The organism is Candidatus Eisenbacteria bacterium (assembly GCA_016930695.1).
Taxonomy (GTDB): Bacteria; Orphanbacterota; Orphanbacteria; order Orphanbacterales; family Orphanbacteraceae; genus JAFGGD01.
This window is the reverse complement of the sequence record JAFGGD010000057.1, coordinates 17,913-36,106: the sequence shown is the minus strand read 5'-3', so window position 1 is coordinate 36,106 and position 18,194 is coordinate 17,913. Positions and strand designations below refer to the sequence as shown.

The following is an 18,194-nucleotide window of genomic DNA, read 5'->3' as shown; positions in this document are numbered from 1 at the left end:
TCTCTTTTCTCTTTTCTCTATCCTTATTCCCCCTCTTCCCTCTCCCCCTTTCCCATGCACTCCCGGGGCGGGATTCGCGGAAGGATTCGTCGCGAGGATTCGGGACACGAGCTGAGAGGCCGGTCTGGACGAGCCCGCTCCCGGAATCGTAGCCCTAGCTACGATGAGGAAGAGGGCGAAGGAAGACCGGCCTCTCAGCTCGCGTATCGAACCCGCAGCAGAATCCTTCCGTGAATCACGCCCCCTCGAGCATAACGAAGTCCAGACGCCACTCCATGTCCGCGCCGTCCAGATGCAGCTGGTAGACGTCTCCCGCGTCGTCGGTCACGGAAAAATAGTGCAGCTTCCGCCCCCCCTCCCGATCCTCCCAACGGAGGTTCACCTCCCCGATCCGATGCCTGCGGCCGTTCCGTTTGAAAAGGAGCGGTGTCACCCGCCCCCCTTCGAAATCGGCCCGCACCTTGATCCTCTCCCCGATCGATTCCACACGCATGATTCGGTTCCCTCGGCACCATCAACATACTACACAAATGTCTGGTTATCAACCCCAAAATACGGCCGGCCGCATGGGACCCCGCGCGGGCCGAAGAAGGCCGGGCCGGGCCCGGTTCGTCCAACCGGTTTCTCTAAGAGGAGATAGGTGAAGAGGCGCCCGCGGCGACGGCCCGCCGGAAAAGAGGCGATCGGATCCAACCGGCGCGATGCAGAAGGAAACTCCCCATCACGCCGAGTGTCTGAAGCCCGTAGGTCACGCTCCGCCGGAACCCGATCGAAGAGGCTTCCGGGAAGTAGCGGGAAGGGATCGGCACGTCGCCGATACGAAATCCGAAAAAGACCGCCTGGGCGAGGACCTGGGTGTCGAAGACGAAATCGTCCGAATTCCCGCGGTAGTCGATCGTCTCGAGGACCTCCCGGCGGAAGACGCGAAAGCCGGAGTGAAAATCTCCTAAGTTCTGTCCCAATAATAAGTTTTCAATAAAAGTAAGAGCGCGGTTACTGACGTATTTCCAGGCCGGCATCCCCGAGTCCAGCGTTTCCCGTCGGGTGCGGATGCGGGAGCCGATCACCACGTCGCAGATGCCCGTATCGAGAAAGCCGACGGCGAAGGGGATCACGCGGGGATCGTATTGGTAGTCGGGGTGGATCATCACAACCACGGTAGCGCCGCGGGCGAGCGCCGCATCGTAGCAGGTTTTTTGATTCGCCCCGTACCCCCGGTTCTCTTGGTGCCGGAGGACGACCATGCCGAGTCGCCCGGCGATCTCGGCGGTCCTGTCCGCGCTGCCGTCGTCGGTCAGGATGATCTCGTCCACCACCCCTTCCGGGATGTCCCGGAAAGTGCGCTCCAGAGTCGCCTCCGCGTTGAAGGCGGGCATGACGACGGTCACTTTTCCCGCGATCTTCTCCACCGGCACCTCTTTTCTCCACGCCGATCATACCCTTTCCCTCCCGGGGAAACCACCGTGTCCGGAGGGAAGAACCCGCGCGAGTGCGGGGGGCGGGGGCGGACGAACGGGACCTTTCGGGCTGCGCGAGATCCATGACACACAAAAAAGCGACGTCGGAACGTAAAAAACCTTTGCTAATGGAGCACCTTTATGATAGACTGTCGTTTCGTATCGCACATTCAAACGCTTCCCCAAGCGACATCAAGCACCACGAGCCGACAGAGAGTCGTTCTACGGAATGGTGGTTTTTCCGTTTCCGAACCGGAAACGGGGTGGGGTTGTTTTATCGTAAACCGTGCCGGCTCCGTCTGGAGCCCATGTGAACTTCTTATCCAACATGGAGTTGTTCCCGATCAAGATCCCGAGAGGCGCCATCGCGTCCGTTGACGGTTCTTGGTTGATGAACCACGGTTTTTAGAGGTTTCGGCTTCGTTTTTTTGTATGGGAGAGGCCGGCCGGCCGGCCGGCCGCCGTTCACTCGGGACGCCGCGTTTAAAATACGAGATCAAACGCGGCATGGAGGAAAGTAGAAACATGCGTAAACTGATCGTGCTTCTGGTCGTGGCCGCCTTCGCGGTTACCGCCGCCTACGCCGAGAAGGTGGATCATCCCAAGTTCAATCCGTCCCCGACGCCCTTCAACGCGAGCGTCGGCGCCCGCGCCTACTTCGAGGGCTTCGAAGGCACCTTCCCGCCCGCCGGCTGGGGCCAGGGAATCACCAACGCGACCTACACCTGGATGCAGGACGCCACGTCATCTTACGAGGGCACCTACGCGGCTTGGGTCGGCTGGCAGTCCGGAGAGCCCCAGGACGAGCGGCTCGCCTTCACGTACACGATCGACTCCGCCGCCGACGAGGATCACCTCACCTTCGCGACCATGGGAAGTCCCTACTGGTCGGCGTACGCCGACTTCACGGTCGACGTGGGCGGCGTGGTGGTGTTCGACTACTACCTGGACAACCAGGGCGGCGATTTCGTGTGGGAGCAGTACGACATCGATCTGTCCGCCTATGACGGCCAGACCATCGACATCACCTTCAAGTACGCGGGCGATGACGGCGCGGATCACCACTTCGACGCGGTGAGCATCTGTGGGGGCATCGTGATTCCGGATCCGCCGGTGAACAACACCTGCGCCGGCGCCATCGTCATGCCGTGCGGCGCGGTCGATCTCTCCGGCGACACCCAGTACGCCACCAACGATTACTCGCCGGGCGAGTACGGCACCAGCTGCACCGGCTACTCCGCGGCCGGAAACGACGTGACCTACGTCTTCACCCTGACCGCGGCGACGGACGTGCAGTTCGACTACACCAGCACCGCCGACGGCTCCTTCTACATCGTGACGGACTGCGCCGACCCGGTGAACACCTGCGTTATCGGCGCCGACGCCACCTTTACCGGCGAGACCGAGACGATCGTCACGACACTCGACCCCGGCACCTACTATCTGATCGCGGACAGCTACAGCGGCAGCGGCACGTTCACGCTGACCGGGCTCATCGACTGCACCAGCGGCACCGAGGATGCCTCCTGGGGCTCCGTGAAGACCCTCTTCCGGTAGGTCTTCCGCCCAGAGAACCGTCCGTTCGACGAAAGCCCCCCGGTCCTCGGACCGGGGGGCTTTTCTTCCCGCGCGGCCCCCTTTCCCCCCCTTCAACGACCGATCCTCACCCATCTCCTCCCCGGCTAAACAATCGGCCCCCCTCTTCCGATAATCCGAGCGTAAGTTTCCCGCTCCGCCGGTCCTCCCGGCACATCGGGTGAAACATCCCGCCGCCGATCGGACCGGTCGAAAGGAGATGGGAACCGGCCGCACCGGCCGGATCGAACCCCCCAACACCGGCAACGGTGAAAAGAGGAGAAGAGCATGAAACGAGCAGTAACGATTATCGTCCTCGGCCTGTTCCTCGTGGTGGCCGGCGGCGCGGCCGCAAGCAACATCACGGTGAACAAGCCGGACCATCCCCGGTACTGTGATTACCAGACGCCGCAACACGACGTGCAGTTGCGGGAGAGCTGCGAGGGTTTCGAAGGCGCCTTCCCGCCCGCCGGCTGGACGCTGGGGACAACCAATCCCTCGTACACATGGTTTAAGGACGCCTCCTCCTACGAGGGATCCTATGCGGCGAAAGTGGGTTGGCAGGTGGGGAACCCGCAGGACGAGACGCTCTCCTTCTCGCACCTGATCAATTCGGCCGCCGGCGAGGATCACCTCACCTTCTACACTATGGGGAGCCCCTACTGGTCGTCGAACGCCAACCTCACCGTCGAGGTGAACGGCGCGGAGATGTTCGACTACTCCTTGGAGAACCAGGGCGGCACCTTCGTATGGGAGGAGTACGATATCGATCTGTCCGCCTACAACGGCCAGACGGTGGATATCACCTTCCGCTACGCCGGTGACGACGGCGCGGACCACCATCTCGATTACGTCTGCATCGGCGGGGGTGTGACTCCTCCCGAAGTGCCGGAGAACGACTTGTGCGACGGCGCCATTCCCCTTCCCTGCGGCAACGTGAACGTCAGCGGGAGCACGGAGCTGGCGAACGACGATTACTCGCCGGGTGAGTACGGCAACAGCTGCACCGGGTACTCCGCCAGCGGCAACGACGTGGTTTACTCCATCACGCTCGGCGCGGCGACGGTGGTGGACCTTTACTACACCGCGGCCAACGACGGATCCTTCTACATCGTGACCGACTGCGCCGACCCGGAGGGGACCTGCGTCATCGGCGCCGACGCCACCTTTTCCGGCGACACCGAGACGATCTCCACCACCCTCGACGCCGGGACCTATTATCTGATTCTGGACGGTTACAGCGGTAGCGGAACATTCACGCTGACCGGGCTCATCGACTGCACGGTGAACACGGAGGAGACTTCCTGGGGCGCGGTGAAGAAGATGTACCGCTAGGGATCGCCGGAGAAGGCTCCACGAGGAAGAATCGATTCGCCCCCCGGTCTCCGGACCGGGGGGTTTTCTTTTACCCGATTCGCCCCACCAACGGGCGGCGGGGTGAAATCTTCGCCGAACCCGTCCAACCCCCACCGCCCCCCACCGCCGAAATTCTCGCCATCCGCCCTCAACTTCCCGCTCCGTCGTCCGATACATAGCCAGTGGCCGTTCCTCCGCCCGAGTCGCCCCTTCGTGCCTGGGAAGCGCGGCGTGCCTTCACGCCGATGAAGGGGTCCTCGAGGAGACGAGGCCGGAGAACACCCGACAGGCCGGCAAACCCGGTCTAGACGCAACCCCCTATCATCCAAAATGGTGAGAAGGAGACGGGAATGAAGAAACTGGCAGCGCTCCTCGTCATCGGCGTATTCCTCGCCGGAACCGCCTGGGCGGAAAAAGTGGAGCACCCCAAACACAGACTGTACCCGACGCCGCATCACATGGTGTCGTACACGCGGGACTACTTCGAGGGGTTCGAGAACACCTTCCCGCCGGTCGGCTGGACGACGACGATCACCAACGCCTCCTATACCTGGGGGCAGGATTCCTATCCTTATGAGGGGCTTTACGGCGCATACATCGGGTGGCAGGCGGGAACTCCCCAGGACGAGTGGCTGAAGTTCAGCTACGCGATCGCCTCCGGTGAGAACCACCTCGTCTTCGCCACCATGGGAAGCCCCTACTGGACGATGAACGCCGACTTCCAGGTATGGGTGAACGGCGTGATGGCCTGGTCTTTCTACAACGATTGGACCGGCGGCGACTTCGAGTGGGGCGTGATCGACATCGACCTCTCCTCCTACATCGGCCAGACCGTGGAGATCGGCTTCCGCTACGTCGGGGACGACGGCGCGGACCATCACCTGGACGCCGTGGCGATCAACGGGGGCTACACGCCGCCGCCGCCGCCGGAGAACGACACCTGCGACGGCGCCATCGTTCTCCCCTGCGGGCCGGTGAACGTCAGCGGCAGCACCGAGCTGGCCGCCGACGACTACTCGCCCGGCGAGTACGGCACCAGTTGCACCGGATATCAAGCACTCGGCAACGACGTGGTCTACAAGATGGTGCTGCCGAGCGGCGCGGACGTGGATCTCACCTACAGCTGCAGCTTCGACAACTCCCTCTACATCGTGACCGATTGCGCCGATCCGATCAACAGCTGCGTCGTCGGCGCGGACGCGACGGTGAGCGGCGTGGAACAGATCATCGCCACGCTGGCTCCGGGCACCTACTATGTGATCGTCGACGCTTACGGTAGCGGCTACGGTCACTACTCCCTGACCGGTGACATCACCTGCGCCGGCACCGCCACGCAGAAGAGCACCTGGGGGAAAGTGAAGAAGAAATGGCGCTAGACCGCGCCTAATCGATTGGAACGAAGACGCCCCCGGTCGATCGGCCGGGGGCGTTTCTCTTTCATCCCTCAATCTCGCGGAAATGGCGCGCGCCCCCGGGCGCCGGAAGTCTAGAAGCCGCCGCCGTAACGGTTGGTGATCGGCATCCGCCGGTCCTTGCCGAAAGCCTTCGGCGTGATCTTGATTCCCGGAGGCGCCTGGCGGCGCTTGTACTCGTTCCCGTCCACCAGCCGGACCACCCGGCGCACCGTTTCCGGATCGGCGAGGCGTTCCGCGATCCGTCTCGGATCGGCGTCCCTCTCCACGTACTCCTCGATGATCGGATCGAGCCGGTCGTACTCGGGGAGGGAGTCCGAGTCCTTTTGATCCGGCCGCAGCTCCGCCGTCGGCGGCCTCTCCAAAATGCCCTCGGGGATGACGGGACCGTCCGGCCGAGCGTTCCTCCAACGCGCCAATCGGTAGACGAGAGTCTTCGGCACGTCCTTCAGGACGGCCAGTCCGCCCGCCATGTCGCCGTAGAGCGTGCAGTAACCGACGGCGGTCTCGCTCTTGTTCCCCGTGGAGAGGACGAGCCAGCCGAACTTGTTGGAGAGCGCCATGAGGAGATTCCCGCGCACCCGGGCCTGGATGTTCTCCTCCGTCACGTCCGGCTCCCTCTCGGCGAAGGGACCGGCGAGAAGTTCCTCGTAGGCGCGGACCACCGGCTCGATGGGGAGAGCGATCCACTCCATGCCGAGCCGCTCCGCCAGGGCGTCCGCGTCCCCACGGGTTCCTTCACTGGTAAAGCGACTCGGCATGGTCACGCCGATCACGTTCTCCCCGCCGAGGGCGTCCCGGGCGATCACCGCCACCAGCGCCGAGTCGATCCCGCCGCTCACGCCGACCACCACGCGCCGGAATCCGTTCTTGCGGACGTAGTCCCGCGTCCCGAGCAGGAGGGCGCGGTACACCTCCTCGTCCGCGCCGATCCGCTCGACCGGAGCGGCGGAGAGAGGCGGGCGTTCTCCTCCGGAACGGGGAACGAGAGAAACCCGGTCCCACGTTCCGGCGCGCCCATCCGCGTCGTCCCGGGATTCGGCGGCGGCCGTGCCGCCGAAGTCCAAACCGTAAAGGAGGAGGTCCTCCTCGAAACGCCGCGCCTCAGCCAACACCGCGCCCCCGGCGCCGACGATGATGCTTCCGCCGTCGAAAACCAACTCGTCCTGTCCGCCCACCAGGTTCACATAAGCGACGGGCGCCCCGCCCACCGCGACCGCTTCGGCGAGCGTCCGCCGCCGGATCTCCATCTTCCCCATGGAGTAGGGGGAGGCGGAGATGTTGAGCAGCAGGCCGGCTCCCGCGGCGCGCACGCGCTCGACCGGCGCGCCGCCGCTCCGCCAGGAGTCTTCGCAGACATGAATCGCGATCCGGGCGCCCGACATTTCGAGCAGCATCCCCCTGAATCCGGATCGGAAATAGCGGTTCTCGTCAAAGACGCCGTAGTTGGGAAGCACGTTTTTCCGGTAGACCCCCCGTATCCGTCCCCTCTGAAGAATCGCCGCGGCGTTATACACACCCTCGCCGTCTCTCTCGGGGAATCCGACCACCAGGGCCGCCTCCCCGGATGAGGCGGCGATCCTCTCCACCGCGTCGCGGCAACCCTCCAGGAAGTCGCCGCGAAAGAGAAGATCCTCCGGCGGGTATCCGGAAACGGCCAGCTCCGGGAAGGCGACCAGGTCGGCGCCCGCCTCCTCGGCGACGAGGGCGCGCTCGATCATCCTCTCCGCGTTGCCGTGGAGATCGCCGACGGTGGTGTTGATCTGCGCCAGACCGATCCGGAGCTTCATCGCGCCCGCCTTTTCATGAGAAGCACCTTTCCGTTCGGGGAACACGGTACGACATTTTCCCTGCGCCGCGCGGGAATCTTCTCCTTCGATCGTGGTCCGTATTGCGCCCTCGAAACTCCAGCCTAGTCCGGAGGGATGGAACGGGTCAAGCGCGACTGGTCAAAGCCGGGTGGGCTCTGCTATCATCCGTCCGACCCTGGGGATACGCCCATGGAAGGAGCGGAGGCGATGCGCGGCAGATCCATCCCCGTCCGATTCGCGCGGACCGCGCTCGTCCTCCTCGCCCTTCTTACCGCCGGCTGCGGCGGCCGGGACCGGCCGAACATCCTCCTCCTCACTCTGGATACGACGAGAACGGACCGGTTCGCTTTTTACGGCGGCGACGGCGGCCACGTCCTGGACGAATTCGCCCGGGAGGCGATCGTCTTCGAGCACGCCTACTGCCAGGCGCCGATCACCAAGCCCTCCCACGCGTCGATGCTCACCTCCCGCTACCCGCGCACCCACGGCGTGATGGGGAATCAGGACGATCTCCCCGAGGAGGAGCCGCTCCTCTCGGAGTTCCTTCTGGCGCGGGGCTACCAGACCGCCGCTTTCACCAGCGTCCGGCTGCTCACCCCGAAATCCGGTTTCGGGCGCGGATTCGAGACCTTCGGCGAACCGCCCGACGACGGCCGCCGCTCCCGTCCCGGCCGGGAAACCATAGAGGAAACCCTCGCCTGGCTCCGCGGCCGGGACAGGACCCGCCCCTTTTTCCTCTGGGTTCACCTCTTCGATCCCCACTTCCCCTACAAATGGGAAGAGGGCGAAGAAGGGTTCCCGCCGCTCCCCCCCTACGACGGACCGGTGATGTCCGGTAAGATCCAGGAGATCCTCGAATCGGAGCGGCCGCTCACCGCCGCCGACCGGGATCGAATCCACGCCCTCTACGCCGGCAAGGTGCGCTACGCCGATTATTGGACCGGCCGTCTGTTCGACGCGCTCCGCTCGGAGGGGTTCTGGGAAGACACGGAAATTTTCGTGCTCAGCGATCACGGCGAGGCTTTCGACCACGGCGTCTTTCTCGAACACGTCAACTCGCTCTATCAGTCCGCCGCCCGGATCGTCTTCCTCTGGAAGAGAAGCGCCGGCGAAGGCGGCGGGGGGCGGCGGATCGGCGCGCCGGTGCAGACCCTGGACCTCTTCCCCACCGTCGCGGATCTGCTCGGCGCCGGAACTCCCCCTACGGCGGAGGGGCGCTCCCTCCTTCCGCTCCTCGAGGGGACCGAGGAACCGCGCCGCTACGCCGTCATCGAGGAACCGCCGGTGACGCCGGATGGAGCGGAGAGAATCCAAGAAAGGAACGCCGCTTTCTTCACGCCCGATTACGACGACGAGCCGCGGCCGCCGCGCCTTTCGGGGGAACGGATCGCCGTGACCGATGGTGAGTGGAAATACGTATTCGACACGGAGGGGGGAGAGGAGTTCTACCGGCTTTCCGACGACCCGGAGGAAAGGATCAACCGGATCGACGGGGCGGACCCGGACCCGCTCTCCCGATTGAGGCACGAGTTGTTCCGGTGGCGGGAGAAACGGCCCGCCCGCGAAACCGCGCCGGCGGAGTCCCTCGATCCGTCCACCCGCGAGATGTTGGAAGGATTGGGATACCTATAGCCGCGTGGGATTCCTTGTCCCGGACGGCGCCGTTTCGTTACCATGATTCCGTTCGGCCCGACGACGGGCCGCCTCAATCCGGGCGGTTTCGGTCGGGCCGCGAGGGACGCGTTCCCGGGGGTCGTACAGGCCGATGATCGTCGTCATCACCCTGCTCATCGTCGCTTTCCTGGCCCTCGTCTTCGAGCTGCTCACCATCGATCTGGTGGGGATCGGCATCCTGCTCGTGCTCGCGTTGACCGGCATCCTCTCGCCGGGCGACGCCGTGGCCGGCTTCTCCAGCCGGGCGGTCATCACCGTCGGCTCCCTCTTCATCGTCGGAGAGGGGATCCTGCGGACAGGCGCCGTCGGTTTCGTGGCCCGGCGCATCATCGACCTCTCCCGCGGAAACGCCACCGCCATCCTCTTGCTCACCATCCTCTCAGTGGGCGCCGTTTCGGCGTTTCTGAACAACACGCCGGTGGTCATCGTCTTCATCCCCATCCTCCTCGGCATCGCCAGCGAGCAGCACATTTTCCCCTCCAAACTGCTGATGCCCCTCTCCTACGCCTCGATGCTCGGCGGCTCCTGCACGCTGATCGGCACCTCCACCACCATTCTGGTCAGCACGCTCGCCGAAACGCACGGCCAGCCCCCCATCGCCATGTTCGAGATGACCAAGGCGGGGATTCTCCTCTTCCTGATCGGCGGGATCTACCTCCTCACGCTGGGAAGGCACCTCCTCCCGGAGCACCACACCCTCACCACCACGCGGGATCCGGTCCGGGAGTTCGTCACCGAGATCGAGATCCTCTGGGGATCGCAGGCGGCGGGGAAGCCGGTGTTGGACGTGTTCGGCAAGACCGGTCCGACGGTGCTCGCCCTGGTGCGGGACGAGGAAATGATCTGGCCCCCCTTCAAGGATAGGACCGTCCAGGAGGGGGATTTATTTATACTGCAAGGGAACATCAACGACATCGCCGAGGTGGAGAGCCGCGAGGGGGTCCGGATCCTCCCCGGGCTATTGGACGGCCGCGCCCGCTTCGAGCCGAAGAGCATGAGCTTCGTCGAGCTGGTGGTTCCTCCCGATTCGGGGTTCGTCTCCCGCCGGGTCCGCGATCTGGGCCTGCGGCGACGGGCGGACTTGGTCCCCATCGCGATCATGCGCGGCGGCCGCCACATCCGGAAAAGGGTCTCGGAGATGGTGATCCGGCCCGGCGACGTGATCCTCGCCTTCGGCGGCAAGGAGAGCGTGGAGGAGATCTCGGACACCCGGGATTTCCTTCTCATGGAGGGGATCCACGAGCTGTTCATCAATCGGAAGAGGGCGCCCATCGCCATCTCCATCCTTCTCGTGGTGATGCTCGCCCTCTCCACGGGCGTGGTTCCCATGGAGGTGGCGTCTCTGGGGGGCGCCTTCCTCATGCTCCTCACCGGCTGCCTCACGCCGGGACAGGCGTACCGATCGGTGAACTGGCCGATCCTGATTCTGATCGCGGGAACGCTCGCCCTCGGCCAGGCGTTGGAGATCACCGGGACGGCGGCCCGTATCGCCGAGCCCCTGGTGCGGGTCGGCGAAATGTACGGAGCCCGGGCGGCGTTATCGACGCTCTTCCTGGTGACGTCGCTGGTGACCGCCCTCCTCTCGAACAACGCCACCGCGGTCTTCTTCGTGCCGATCGCCATCAGCATGGCCGCCTCCCTCGGCGTCGACGCGCGCCCCTTCTTGATCACCGTGGCCTATGCGGCGTCCGCCTCCTTCGCCACACCGCTCGGCTATCAAACCAACCTGCTGGTCTACGGTCCGGGCGGGTACAGCTTCCGCGATTTCCTCCGCGTCGGCGGACCGCTGACGATACTGATCTGGGCGATCGGGAGCCTTTTGATCCCCCTCTTCTGGCCCTTCTAAGGATAGATAAGACTAAAAGGAATCGACGTGGAGGTCGCCGCCCGAACCGGTCTCTTCGTCGGCGAGCGTGAAGCCGCGCGCTTCGAAGCGTTCCCGCAGATCGTGCACCATATCCGGCGCGCCGCAGAGAAACACGTGATGGCGTCCCGGTTCGATCGTTTCACCGAAGGCGCGCTCGAAGGACCCGTCGTCGAGAAAGACGTTCACCCGGCCCATCGGTCCGTTCCAGCGCTCCTCCGGGCCGGGGCGCGTGACGGCGGGGAAGTAGAGGAGGCGGCCGTCGCCGCGGGCCGAGCTCTCCAGTTCCTCGCGGAAGCCGAGCTCGCCGGCGCGGCGCGCGCCGTGGAGGAGCGCCCAGCGGCGCGGATCACCGGCGGAGCGACTGCGGATCATGGAGACGAAGGGGGCGACGCCGGTGCCCGCGGCGATGAGAATGAGACCGCGGTCCGGGGGAACGGGGGAAGCGGTGAAGGCGCCGCGCGGCACGGGAGCGATCCAGAGTGGATCGCCGGCGCGGAGCGCGAAGAGGCGGGGGGTGAGCGCCCCGTCGGGGACGAGAGAGATGTAGAACTCGCGTTCCCCTTCATCGGGGCGGGAGGTCATCGAGTAGGGGCGGCGGATGAGCCTGTCCGGGGGCGGATCGGGAGAAGCGGGGGGGACGTCGCCGGCGCGCCCTTCGCGGGCGAAGAGGCCGAGGGGGAGGTACTGTCCCGGCTCGAAGACCCGGTGGGGAGCGTCCGGGAGAACGCGGAGAAGAAGGCGGCCCGGCGCGGTTTCCTCCCGGGCGGTCACGCGGGCGTTGTACCGGCGGGTGGGGGCGTTCACGAGGTCAACCGGCGGTGCGCCCGGAGAGGGCGCGGCTCATCGCCTCCTTCAGCTTGCGGAGGTCGAAGGGCTTGTAGAGGACGTCCACGACACCCTCCCGCTTCGCCCGCACGGCGATGTGGGAGGGATCATACCCGTAAGCGGTGATCAGGATCACCGGAAGATCCGGCGCGATCTCTTTCAGCGCGGCCACCACCTCGTTGCCGTTCTTTCCCGGCATGCGGATATCGCTGATGAGCAGGTCGTAGTTTCCGTTCCGCGCCGCTTCGATCGCCTCCTCACCGTCCTCCACCTGGTCCACCGTGAAGCCGTCGTCCTCCAGGATCTCCTTGAGGAACTTGCGCACGTGGAGCTGGTCGTCGGCGACCAACACGCGAATCTCTTTCGCCTCGGTCAGCTTCTCCAGGCTCTTATCCACGTCGATCATCGCCACGCCGTCGAGGTATTTCTTGGTCTTGTACTCCTTCCCCTTCGCCATGAGCTGAAGCTTTTCGGTGATCTGCCCGATCCGGAGCGCCTCTTCCTGGATCACCCGGAGCCGGTACTTCTCCTTCTCCACCTCCCGCTTCAGCCCCTTCTCGTCGAGAACGCACTTCACCTCGCTGTCGCCGAGAAAACGGTGCGAAAGCTCACAGGCGGAGAGAATCGACTCGAGAAAGTTATTCACCTCGTGGGAGAGCATGGCGCCCACCTCGCCGAGGGTGGCGATCTTCTCCGCCTTGATCAGCTCCGTCTCGAGCTTGCGCATCGGCCGGAGGTCCTTGGAGATGCCGGCGGTGCCGATCACCCGTCCCTCCGGGTCGCGCAGGATGGACGCGGAGAGGCTGACCGGAATCTCCTCGCCCGATTTGGCGCGGACCGTCGTCTCGTGGTTGGAGATCTTTCCCGACTCGCCGCCGGAGCGGCGGGCGCGGAGGGCGAACATGACCTGCTTCGCGTCCTCTTTGGAGGCGTACAGGTTCAGCACCGGCTTGCCGATGATCTCGTCCGGTCCGTAGCCGAGCAGCCGGGAGGCGCCGCCGTTGAAGACCACCACGTTCCCCATGTTGTCGGTGGTGATGATCGCGTCCGGCGAGTCCTCGATCAGGGTCTGCAGGTAGGTTCGGGTCTTCTTCAGCTCGTCGATGAGAAGACTCGTCTCGATGCACGTCGCCGCCTCGCGGGCGAAGAGTTCGATGATGCGGAGCGACTCGGCCGTGGGACGGCGGCCGTCGTTGGGGTCGTCCACCGAAAGAGTGCCGATGATGCGATGCCCGCTGCCGTGAAGGGGAACGAAAAGGACGTCGTTCGGGTGCCAATCCACGAACTCGGAGCGGTCCCTGCGGCTCGCCAACCCCTTTTTCAGGATCTCCCTCGAGTCGACGTCGTCGTGGGGGATGAAGAAGGAATGGCCGAGACGATAGCGCTCGTCGAACAGCTTTTTTCTCTCCTCCGGAGAGAGGGGAGGGCGACGGCGGATCCGTTTCAGATCCTCCGGGTCCACGTTGGCCGACCCGATCCGCGTCACGTTCCAGTTTTCGTCGAAGAGGGAGATGAGGGCGCGGCGCCAGGTCTGGGCTTCCACGATTCCGGCGGCGAGAGTGTCCAGTTTCTCTTGAAGGGTCTCGAACTCCTGGGTTCGGGTGACGGTGCGGAGGAAAACCTCGTACTGTCGTTTCATTTCTTCCGGCAAGGGTCTCCCTCCCAACGGCCCTCCCGGACCGGTCAGTCCAAGAGCGCCCGGGCGAACTCCTTCGGCGAGAACTCCAGAAGGTCTTCCTCGCTCTCGCCCACCCCCACGTATCGGACGGGCAGGTCGATTTCCTCACGGATGGAGAGGATCACGCCCCCCTTGGCGGTGCCGTCCAGCTTGGTGAGGACGATGCCGTCCACGGCGGCGACGTCGAGGAAACGCCGCGCCTGGGAAACGCCGTTTTGGCCGGCGGTGGCGTCGAGCACGAGCAGGGTCTCCTGCGGAAAACGTTCGCCGTGTTTGCCGAGAACCCGCCGGATCTTCTTCAGCTCTTCCATCAGGTTGGAGCGGCTCTGCAAACGGCCGGCGGTGTCCACCACGAGGAAATCCGCGCCCCGGGCGATCGCCGCGGACAGTCCGTCGAAGGCGACCGACGCCGCGTCGGCTCCCCGCTCCTGGCGGATCACTTCCACGCCCGTCCGGTCCGCCCAGACCTGCAACTGTTCGATCGCGGCGGCGCGGAAGGTGTCGGCGGCGGCGAGGATCACCCGTTTCCCCTCGGCGGCGTGCCGCGCCGCCAGTTTGCCGGCGGTGGTCGTCTTCCCCGAACCGTTGACGCCGACGAGAAGGATCACGTGGGGTTTGTCGGTCCGGGGCGGGTGGGGGAGGGCGCCGTTCGGGCCGACCAGGATCCGCTCCACCTCTTCGCGCATCGCCTCCCAGGGATCGCCGCCGCGCTCTTCGACCCGCTCCAGAATGCGGCGCGCGGCGCGAACACCCACGTCCCCGCGGATCAGCGCCTCTTCGAGTTCCTCGAAGCGCTCCTCGTCGTCCGGGGACTCCACCGCCCGCCGGAGCGACGTGATCAGATTCTCCCGGGTTTTCCCGAGCCCCTTCCGGAGATTACCGAAAAAGCCTTTCATCTCAAGCGCCCTGCTGCGTCTCGATCATCTCGATCCTCTCCGCCTCCTCCTCGGCGGAGAGGCGCTTCCCGCCGAGCCGGACCGAGACCACCCGTGAAACGCCCGACTCCTCCATGGTGACGCCGTAAAGATAATCGGTCCCTTCCATGGTCTGCCGGTTATGGGTGATGATCACGAACTGGGTTTTCTCGCGGAAACGCTCGAGCATACGGAGGAAGCGGCCCACGTTGGCTTCGTCCAGAGGCGCATCCAACTCGTCGAGAATGCAGAAGGGGCTCGGCTTCTCCAGATAGAGCGCGAAGAGGATGGCGATCGCCGTGAGGGCTCTTTCGCCGCCGGAGAGGAGGGCGATCTTCTGGGGTCTTTTCTGACCCGGCCGGGCGACGATCTCCAGCTCGCTCAGGAGCGGATTGTCCGGGTCGGCCATCCGGAGATCCGCCTCCCCTCCCTCGAAAAGAGTGGTGAATGTCTCATGGAAATTCGAGCGGACCTTCTCGAAGGTCTCCATGAAGAGCCCCCGCGCCTTGGTGTCCACGGTGCGGATCGTCTCCTTGAGCGAATCGCGGGCGTGGACCAGGTCCTCCTCTTGGCCGCGGAGGAACTCGTACCGCTCGTTTTCCTCGTCGAACTCGTCCAGGGCGACGAGGTTGACCGGGCCGAGCCGGCGGAGTCCGTCGCGCAGCTCGCCGATCCTCGCCCGCATCTCCGTCTCGTCGAGATCCCCCTCGGCGTGCGGGAGTTCGTCGGTTTCCCGGATTCTCTCGCCCAGCTCCTCGTCGGTTCTCTCCAGCAGGTTCTCCCTCTGCAGGCGGATCTCTTGGAGACGCATCTCCTGTCGATGGAGTTCCTCGGCGCTCTCCTCCTTCAACCGCCGGTCCTCGCGGACCGAGTCCTCGAGTCGGCGGATCTCGCCGCCCGCACGGTTCACCTCACCGAGGATCTCGTCGCGACGGGTCGTCTCCTCCTCGCGGCGGCTGGCGAGCTCCGCCTCTTCCCGGCCGAGGCTCGCGAGCCGCTCCGCGATCTCCTCCAGGCTCCCGCGGTTCGCCTGCTGTTCCTCCCGCCTCCGGGAGATTTCATCGCCCAGCTCGCGCTCCCAACGGGCGAGGGAGGTCACTTCGGCCTCGAGGGATTTCTTGCGCCCCTCCGCCTCGGCGAGGTTTACCTGGGCTTGGCCGAGAAGCCGGCTCCCCTCCTCGCGCTTCATCTCCAGCTCCACCATCTCCGCCTCGATCTCGCGGAGAGAGCGATCCGCCTCCGAGCCGTCCGCGCCGATGGTCACCACTTCGGAGTGGACCGCATCGAGACGACGGCGGACCTCCTCGGCCTGCCCGGCGATCCGGTCCCGCTCCTCGCGCGTACGGCCGAGAGATTCCCGTGCGTTCTCGAGAGCGGTTCGGAGGCGCGCCCTCTCCCGGCCGTCCTCCTCGACGCGGCTCTGCGCCCGGTCCAGATCGACGATGATCCGGTCCCGCTCGTCCCGGGAACGGGTGAAGGTCTCTTCCAGTTTTCTCTTCGCCTCGATCAGATCCCCGAGTTGGATCGACGCCTCTTTCAGTTCCGACTCCAACTCCGCGATCCGGCTGCGCCTCTCGAAGAGACCGACCCCCTCGCGGCTCGACCGGCCGCCGAAGAGAAAACCGGGGTGCGCCGCCCCTTCGCCCGAGGGGGTGACGAAACGGAAGTCCCGGTAGCGGCCGTCACGGGCGAGTCGCCGGGCGGTCCCCAGGTCGCGTACGAAAACGACGTCGGCGAGGAGGAAGCGGATCACGTCGCGCAGGCCGTCGCCGCCGCGGACATAGCGCTCCGCCGTGCCGATGACTCCCTCTTCGCCGAGCAGTTCCGCCGGCGTCTCGGGTAGCGCGCCGCGGAAGCGGTCCTGCGGAACGAGGGAGACCCATCCCTTCTCGTTCTCCCGGAGGAAACGGAGCAGATCGAGCGCCTCCCCCTCCTCGCGGACGAGCACGCACTGGAGCGCCTCGCCGAGAACGTTCTCGAAGGCGGGGAGCATCTCCGGCGGGTCCACCTCGATCAGCTCGCCCACCACGCCGAGCACCGATCCGGGCGCGGGGTTTTCGGTGAGCAGGCTGCGCACGCCGTCCCGGTAACCCTCGTATTCGCTCTGAAGCTTGAGAAGAAAACGAAGGGTCGATTCGAGACTCTCCCGTTTCCCCTGGTGGAGCACCAGGCTCTCCCCCACTTCGTTTCGCCTCGCCCGGGTCCTCTCCAGGTTCTCCTCCGCGCCATTCCGCTCGGCGCGCAGCCGCTGCGCGTCCGTCGATGCGCGCTCGAAGGCCTCCTCCGCCTCGGCGGAACGCACCGACAGGCCGCGTTCCTCCTCCTCCAGGGAGCCGATCCGCGTTTCCAGCTCGCCGCCGCGCTCCGTCAGGTCGTGCAGCTGCGTCTCCAGGTTCCCCAGAACGTTCCGCTTCTCCGACTCCCCCCGGAAAAGATCGAGGGTGATCTGCTTACGCTCGAGGAGCTGCTTCTTGGCGCGTCCGACGCGCTCCTGGAGGATGGAGTTCTCCCCGCGCTTCGTCTCCAATTCCCCCTCGAACCGGCGGATCTCCCGGGTGGCCTCCTCCTCTTCCTCCGACTTCTTCCAGTGCAGCTCCACCGTCTCCCGGATCCGCTGGTTCCGCTCCTCGATCTCCCGCTCGATCCGCTCCTGCCTCTCGTGGAGTCCTTTCTCCCTCTCGCCGAGAACGAGCGACTCGCTCTGGATCTTCTCGATCCGTCCTTCCGTCTCGTCCAGCGCCTCCTGCGCCCCCTTCAGCTCTTCCTCCCTCTCCCGGAGTCCGAGCCGGTGAGATTCGATCTCCGCCTCCACGCCCGCCACCCGGCCGGACGAGGATTGCATCTTCCGCGACGCCTCTTCACGCAGGCGGTTCCTCTCCGTCTCCTCCCCGCGGAGCCGCCGCAGCTCCAGCACGCCGGTCCGGCGAATCAGGTCGCGCATCTCCGCGGTCAACTCGTTGTGCCTCTGCGCCTTTCCGATCTGACGCTTGAGCGAGCGGACCCTCTTCTCCACCTCCGAAACGATGTCCCGGATGCGAAGCAGATCGTTCTCGGTGGCGTCCAGCTTGCGGACGGCGATCTTCTCCTGGGTCTTGTACTTCATGATCCCCGCCGCCTCCTCCAGCATGAAGCGGAGGTTGGCGGAGGTGTTGTTCAAGAGGTTGTCGACCATGTTTCGTTCGAGGAGCGTGTAGGAGGAGTTCCCGAGACCGGTGTCCATGAAGAGATTCTTCACGTCCTTCAGACGACAGGGACTCTTGTTGATCAGGTACTCGCTGACGCCGGACCGATAGACCCGGCGGGTCACGCGGATCTCGGAATAGTCGATGGGGAACATGTGGCTGGCGTTGGAGATGGTGAGGGAAACCTCGGCCATGCCGAGAGGCTTCCGGTTGCGCGTACCGTTGAAGATGACGTCGTCCATGGTCTCGCCCCGGAGGAGACGGGCGTTCTGCTCCCCCAGAACCCAACGGATGGCGTCGCTGATGTTGGACTTGCCGCAGCCGTTCGGGCCGATCACGCCGGTGAGGCCCTCGCCGAACTCGACTTGCAATTTATTCATAAAGGACTTGAAACCGAAGATTTCAAGTTTTTTGAGATACATCGGTGCCTCCACCGCCCCGCG

General features: G+C 65.1%; 12 protein-coding genes. 5 read left to right on the top strand and 7 right to left on the bottom strand.

Annotated features, from left to right (window positions below; translation table 11 throughout):
- Nucleotides 1–235: 235 nt before the first annotated feature.
- Together JW958_13890 and JW958_13885 are read right to left on the bottom strand one after the other, a co-directional pair.
- Complete coding sequence (locus tag JW958_13890; protein MBN1827346.1) at nt 236–493, bottom strand: hypothetical protein; 258 nt, start codon at nt 491–493, stop codon at nt 236–238.
- Nucleotides 494–626: 133 nt separating this feature from the next.
- Nucleotides 627–1,376 (bottom strand): glycosyltransferase family 2 protein, encoded by a 750-nt coding sequence (locus tag JW958_13885; GenBank protein MBN1827345.1) that lies wholly within the window; start codon nt 1,374–1,376, stop codon nt 627–629.
- 606 nt (nt 1,377–1,982) lie between these two features.
- On the opposite strand from JW958_13885, the gene JW958_13880 reads away from it, so the two are divergent.
- The 3 genes from JW958_13880 (at nt 1,983) to JW958_13870 (ending at nt 5,764) form a co-directional block, all read left to right on the top strand.
- The gene (locus JW958_13880) at nt 1,983–3,014 is read left to right on the top strand and encodes a hypothetical protein (protein MBN1827344.1); all 1,032 of its coding nucleotides are present in this window, start codon (nt 1,983–1,985) and stop codon (nt 3,012–3,014) included.
- Between the two features lie 306 nt (nt 3,015–3,320).
- Nucleotides 3,321–4,367 (top strand): choice-of-anchor J domain-containing protein, encoded by a 1,047-nt coding sequence (locus JW958_13875; GenBank protein MBN1827343.1) that lies wholly within the window; start codon nt 3,321–3,323, stop codon nt 4,365–4,367.
- 371 nt (nt 4,368–4,738) lie between these two features.
- A complete protein-coding gene (locus JW958_13870; GenBank protein ID MBN1827342.1) occupies nt 4,739–5,764 on the top strand; it encodes a choice-of-anchor J domain-containing protein in 1,026 nt (341 codons plus the stop codon).
- Between the two features lie 110 nt (nt 5,765–5,874).
- Here the strand turns inward: JW958_13870 and JW958_13865 are convergent, their stop codons facing one another.
- Nucleotides 5,875–7,590 (bottom strand): NAD+ synthase, encoded by a 1,716-nt coding sequence (locus JW958_13865; protein ID MBN1827341.1) that lies wholly within the window; start codon nt 7,588–7,590, stop codon nt 5,875–5,877.
- 228 nt (nt 7,591–7,818) lie between these two features.
- On the opposite strand from JW958_13865, the gene JW958_13860 reads away from it, so the two are divergent.
- Together JW958_13860 and JW958_13855 are read left to right on the top strand one after the other, a co-directional pair.
- Nucleotides 7,819–9,243 (top strand): sulfatase, encoded by a 1,425-nt coding sequence (locus JW958_13860; protein ID MBN1827340.1) that lies wholly within the window; start codon nt 7,819–7,821, stop codon nt 9,241–9,243.
- A gap of 133 nt (nt 9,244–9,376) precedes the next feature.
- Nucleotides 9,377–11,131, top strand: coding sequence for a hypothetical protein (locus JW958_13855; protein MBN1827339.1), 1,755 nt, complete (start codon nt 9,377–9,379; stop codon nt 11,129–11,131).
- 12 nt (nt 11,132–11,143) lie between these two features.
- Here JW958_13855 and JW958_13850 read toward each other — a convergent pair whose 3' ends face one another.
- From JW958_13850 to smc, 4 genes are read right to left on the bottom strand one after another with little or no spacing between them, the layout of a single operon-like run.
- A complete protein-coding gene (locus JW958_13850; protein ID MBN1827338.1) occupies nt 11,144–11,956 on the bottom strand; it encodes a hypothetical protein in 813 nt (270 codons plus the stop codon).
- Between the two features lie 4 nt (nt 11,957–11,960).
- Nucleotides 11,961–13,628 (bottom strand): response regulator, encoded by a 1,668-nt coding sequence (locus JW958_13845; protein ID MBN1827337.1) that lies wholly within the window; start codon nt 13,626–13,628, stop codon nt 11,961–11,963.
- 32 nt (nt 13,629–13,660) lie between these two features.
- Complete coding sequence (ftsY, locus tag JW958_13840) at nt 13,661–14,551, bottom strand: signal recognition particle-docking protein FtsY (protein ID MBN1827336.1); 891 nt, start codon at nt 14,549–14,551, stop codon at nt 13,661–13,663.
- A 1-nt stretch (nt 14,552) separates the two neighbouring features.
- Nucleotides 14,553–18,173, bottom strand: a complete 3,621-nt coding sequence (gene smc / locus JW958_13835; GenBank protein MBN1827335.1) for a chromosome segregation protein SMC — start codon at nt 18,171–18,173, stop codon at nt 14,553–14,555.
- Nucleotides 18,174–18,194: the final 21 nt, after the last annotated feature.

What these genes read in the sequence shown, in the direction of transcription:
- JW958_13890 (MBN1827346.1), bottom strand. Translation starts at nt 493, where the DNA reads ATGCGTGTGGAATCGATCGGGGAGAGGATCAAGGTGCGGGCCGATTTC.
- JW958_13885 (MBN1827345.1), bottom strand. Translation starts at nt 1,376, where the DNA reads ATGCCCGCCTTCAACGCGGAGGCGACTCTGGAGCGCACTTTCCGGGAC.
- JW958_13880 (MBN1827344.1), top strand. Translation starts at nt 1,983, where the DNA reads ATGCGTAAACTGATCGTGCTTCTGGTCGTGGCCGCCTTCGCGGTTACC.
- JW958_13875 (MBN1827343.1), top strand. Translation starts at nt 3,321, where the DNA reads ATGAAACGAGCAGTAACGATTATCGTCCTCGGCCTGTTCCTCGTGGTG.
- JW958_13870 (MBN1827342.1), top strand. Translation starts at nt 4,739, where the DNA reads ATGAAGAAACTGGCAGCGCTCCTCGTCATCGGCGTATTCCTCGCCGGA.
- JW958_13865 (MBN1827341.1), bottom strand. Translation starts at nt 7,590, where the DNA reads ATGAAGCTCCGGATCGGTCTGGCGCAGATCAACACCACCGTCGGCGAT.
- JW958_13860 (MBN1827340.1), top strand. Translation starts at nt 7,819, where the DNA reads ATGCGCGGCAGATCCATCCCCGTCCGATTCGCGCGGACCGCGCTCGTC.
- JW958_13855 (MBN1827339.1), top strand. Translation starts at nt 9,377, where the DNA reads ATGATCGTCGTCATCACCCTGCTCATCGTCGCTTTCCTGGCCCTCGTC.
- ftsY (MBN1827336.1), bottom strand. Translation starts at nt 14,551, where the DNA reads ATGAAAGGCTTTTTCGGTAATCTCCGGAAGGGGCTCGGGAAAACCCGG.
- smc (MBN1827335.1), bottom strand. Translation starts at nt 18,173, where the DNA reads ATGTATCTCAAAAAACTTGAAATCTTCGGTTTCAAGTCCTTTATGAAT.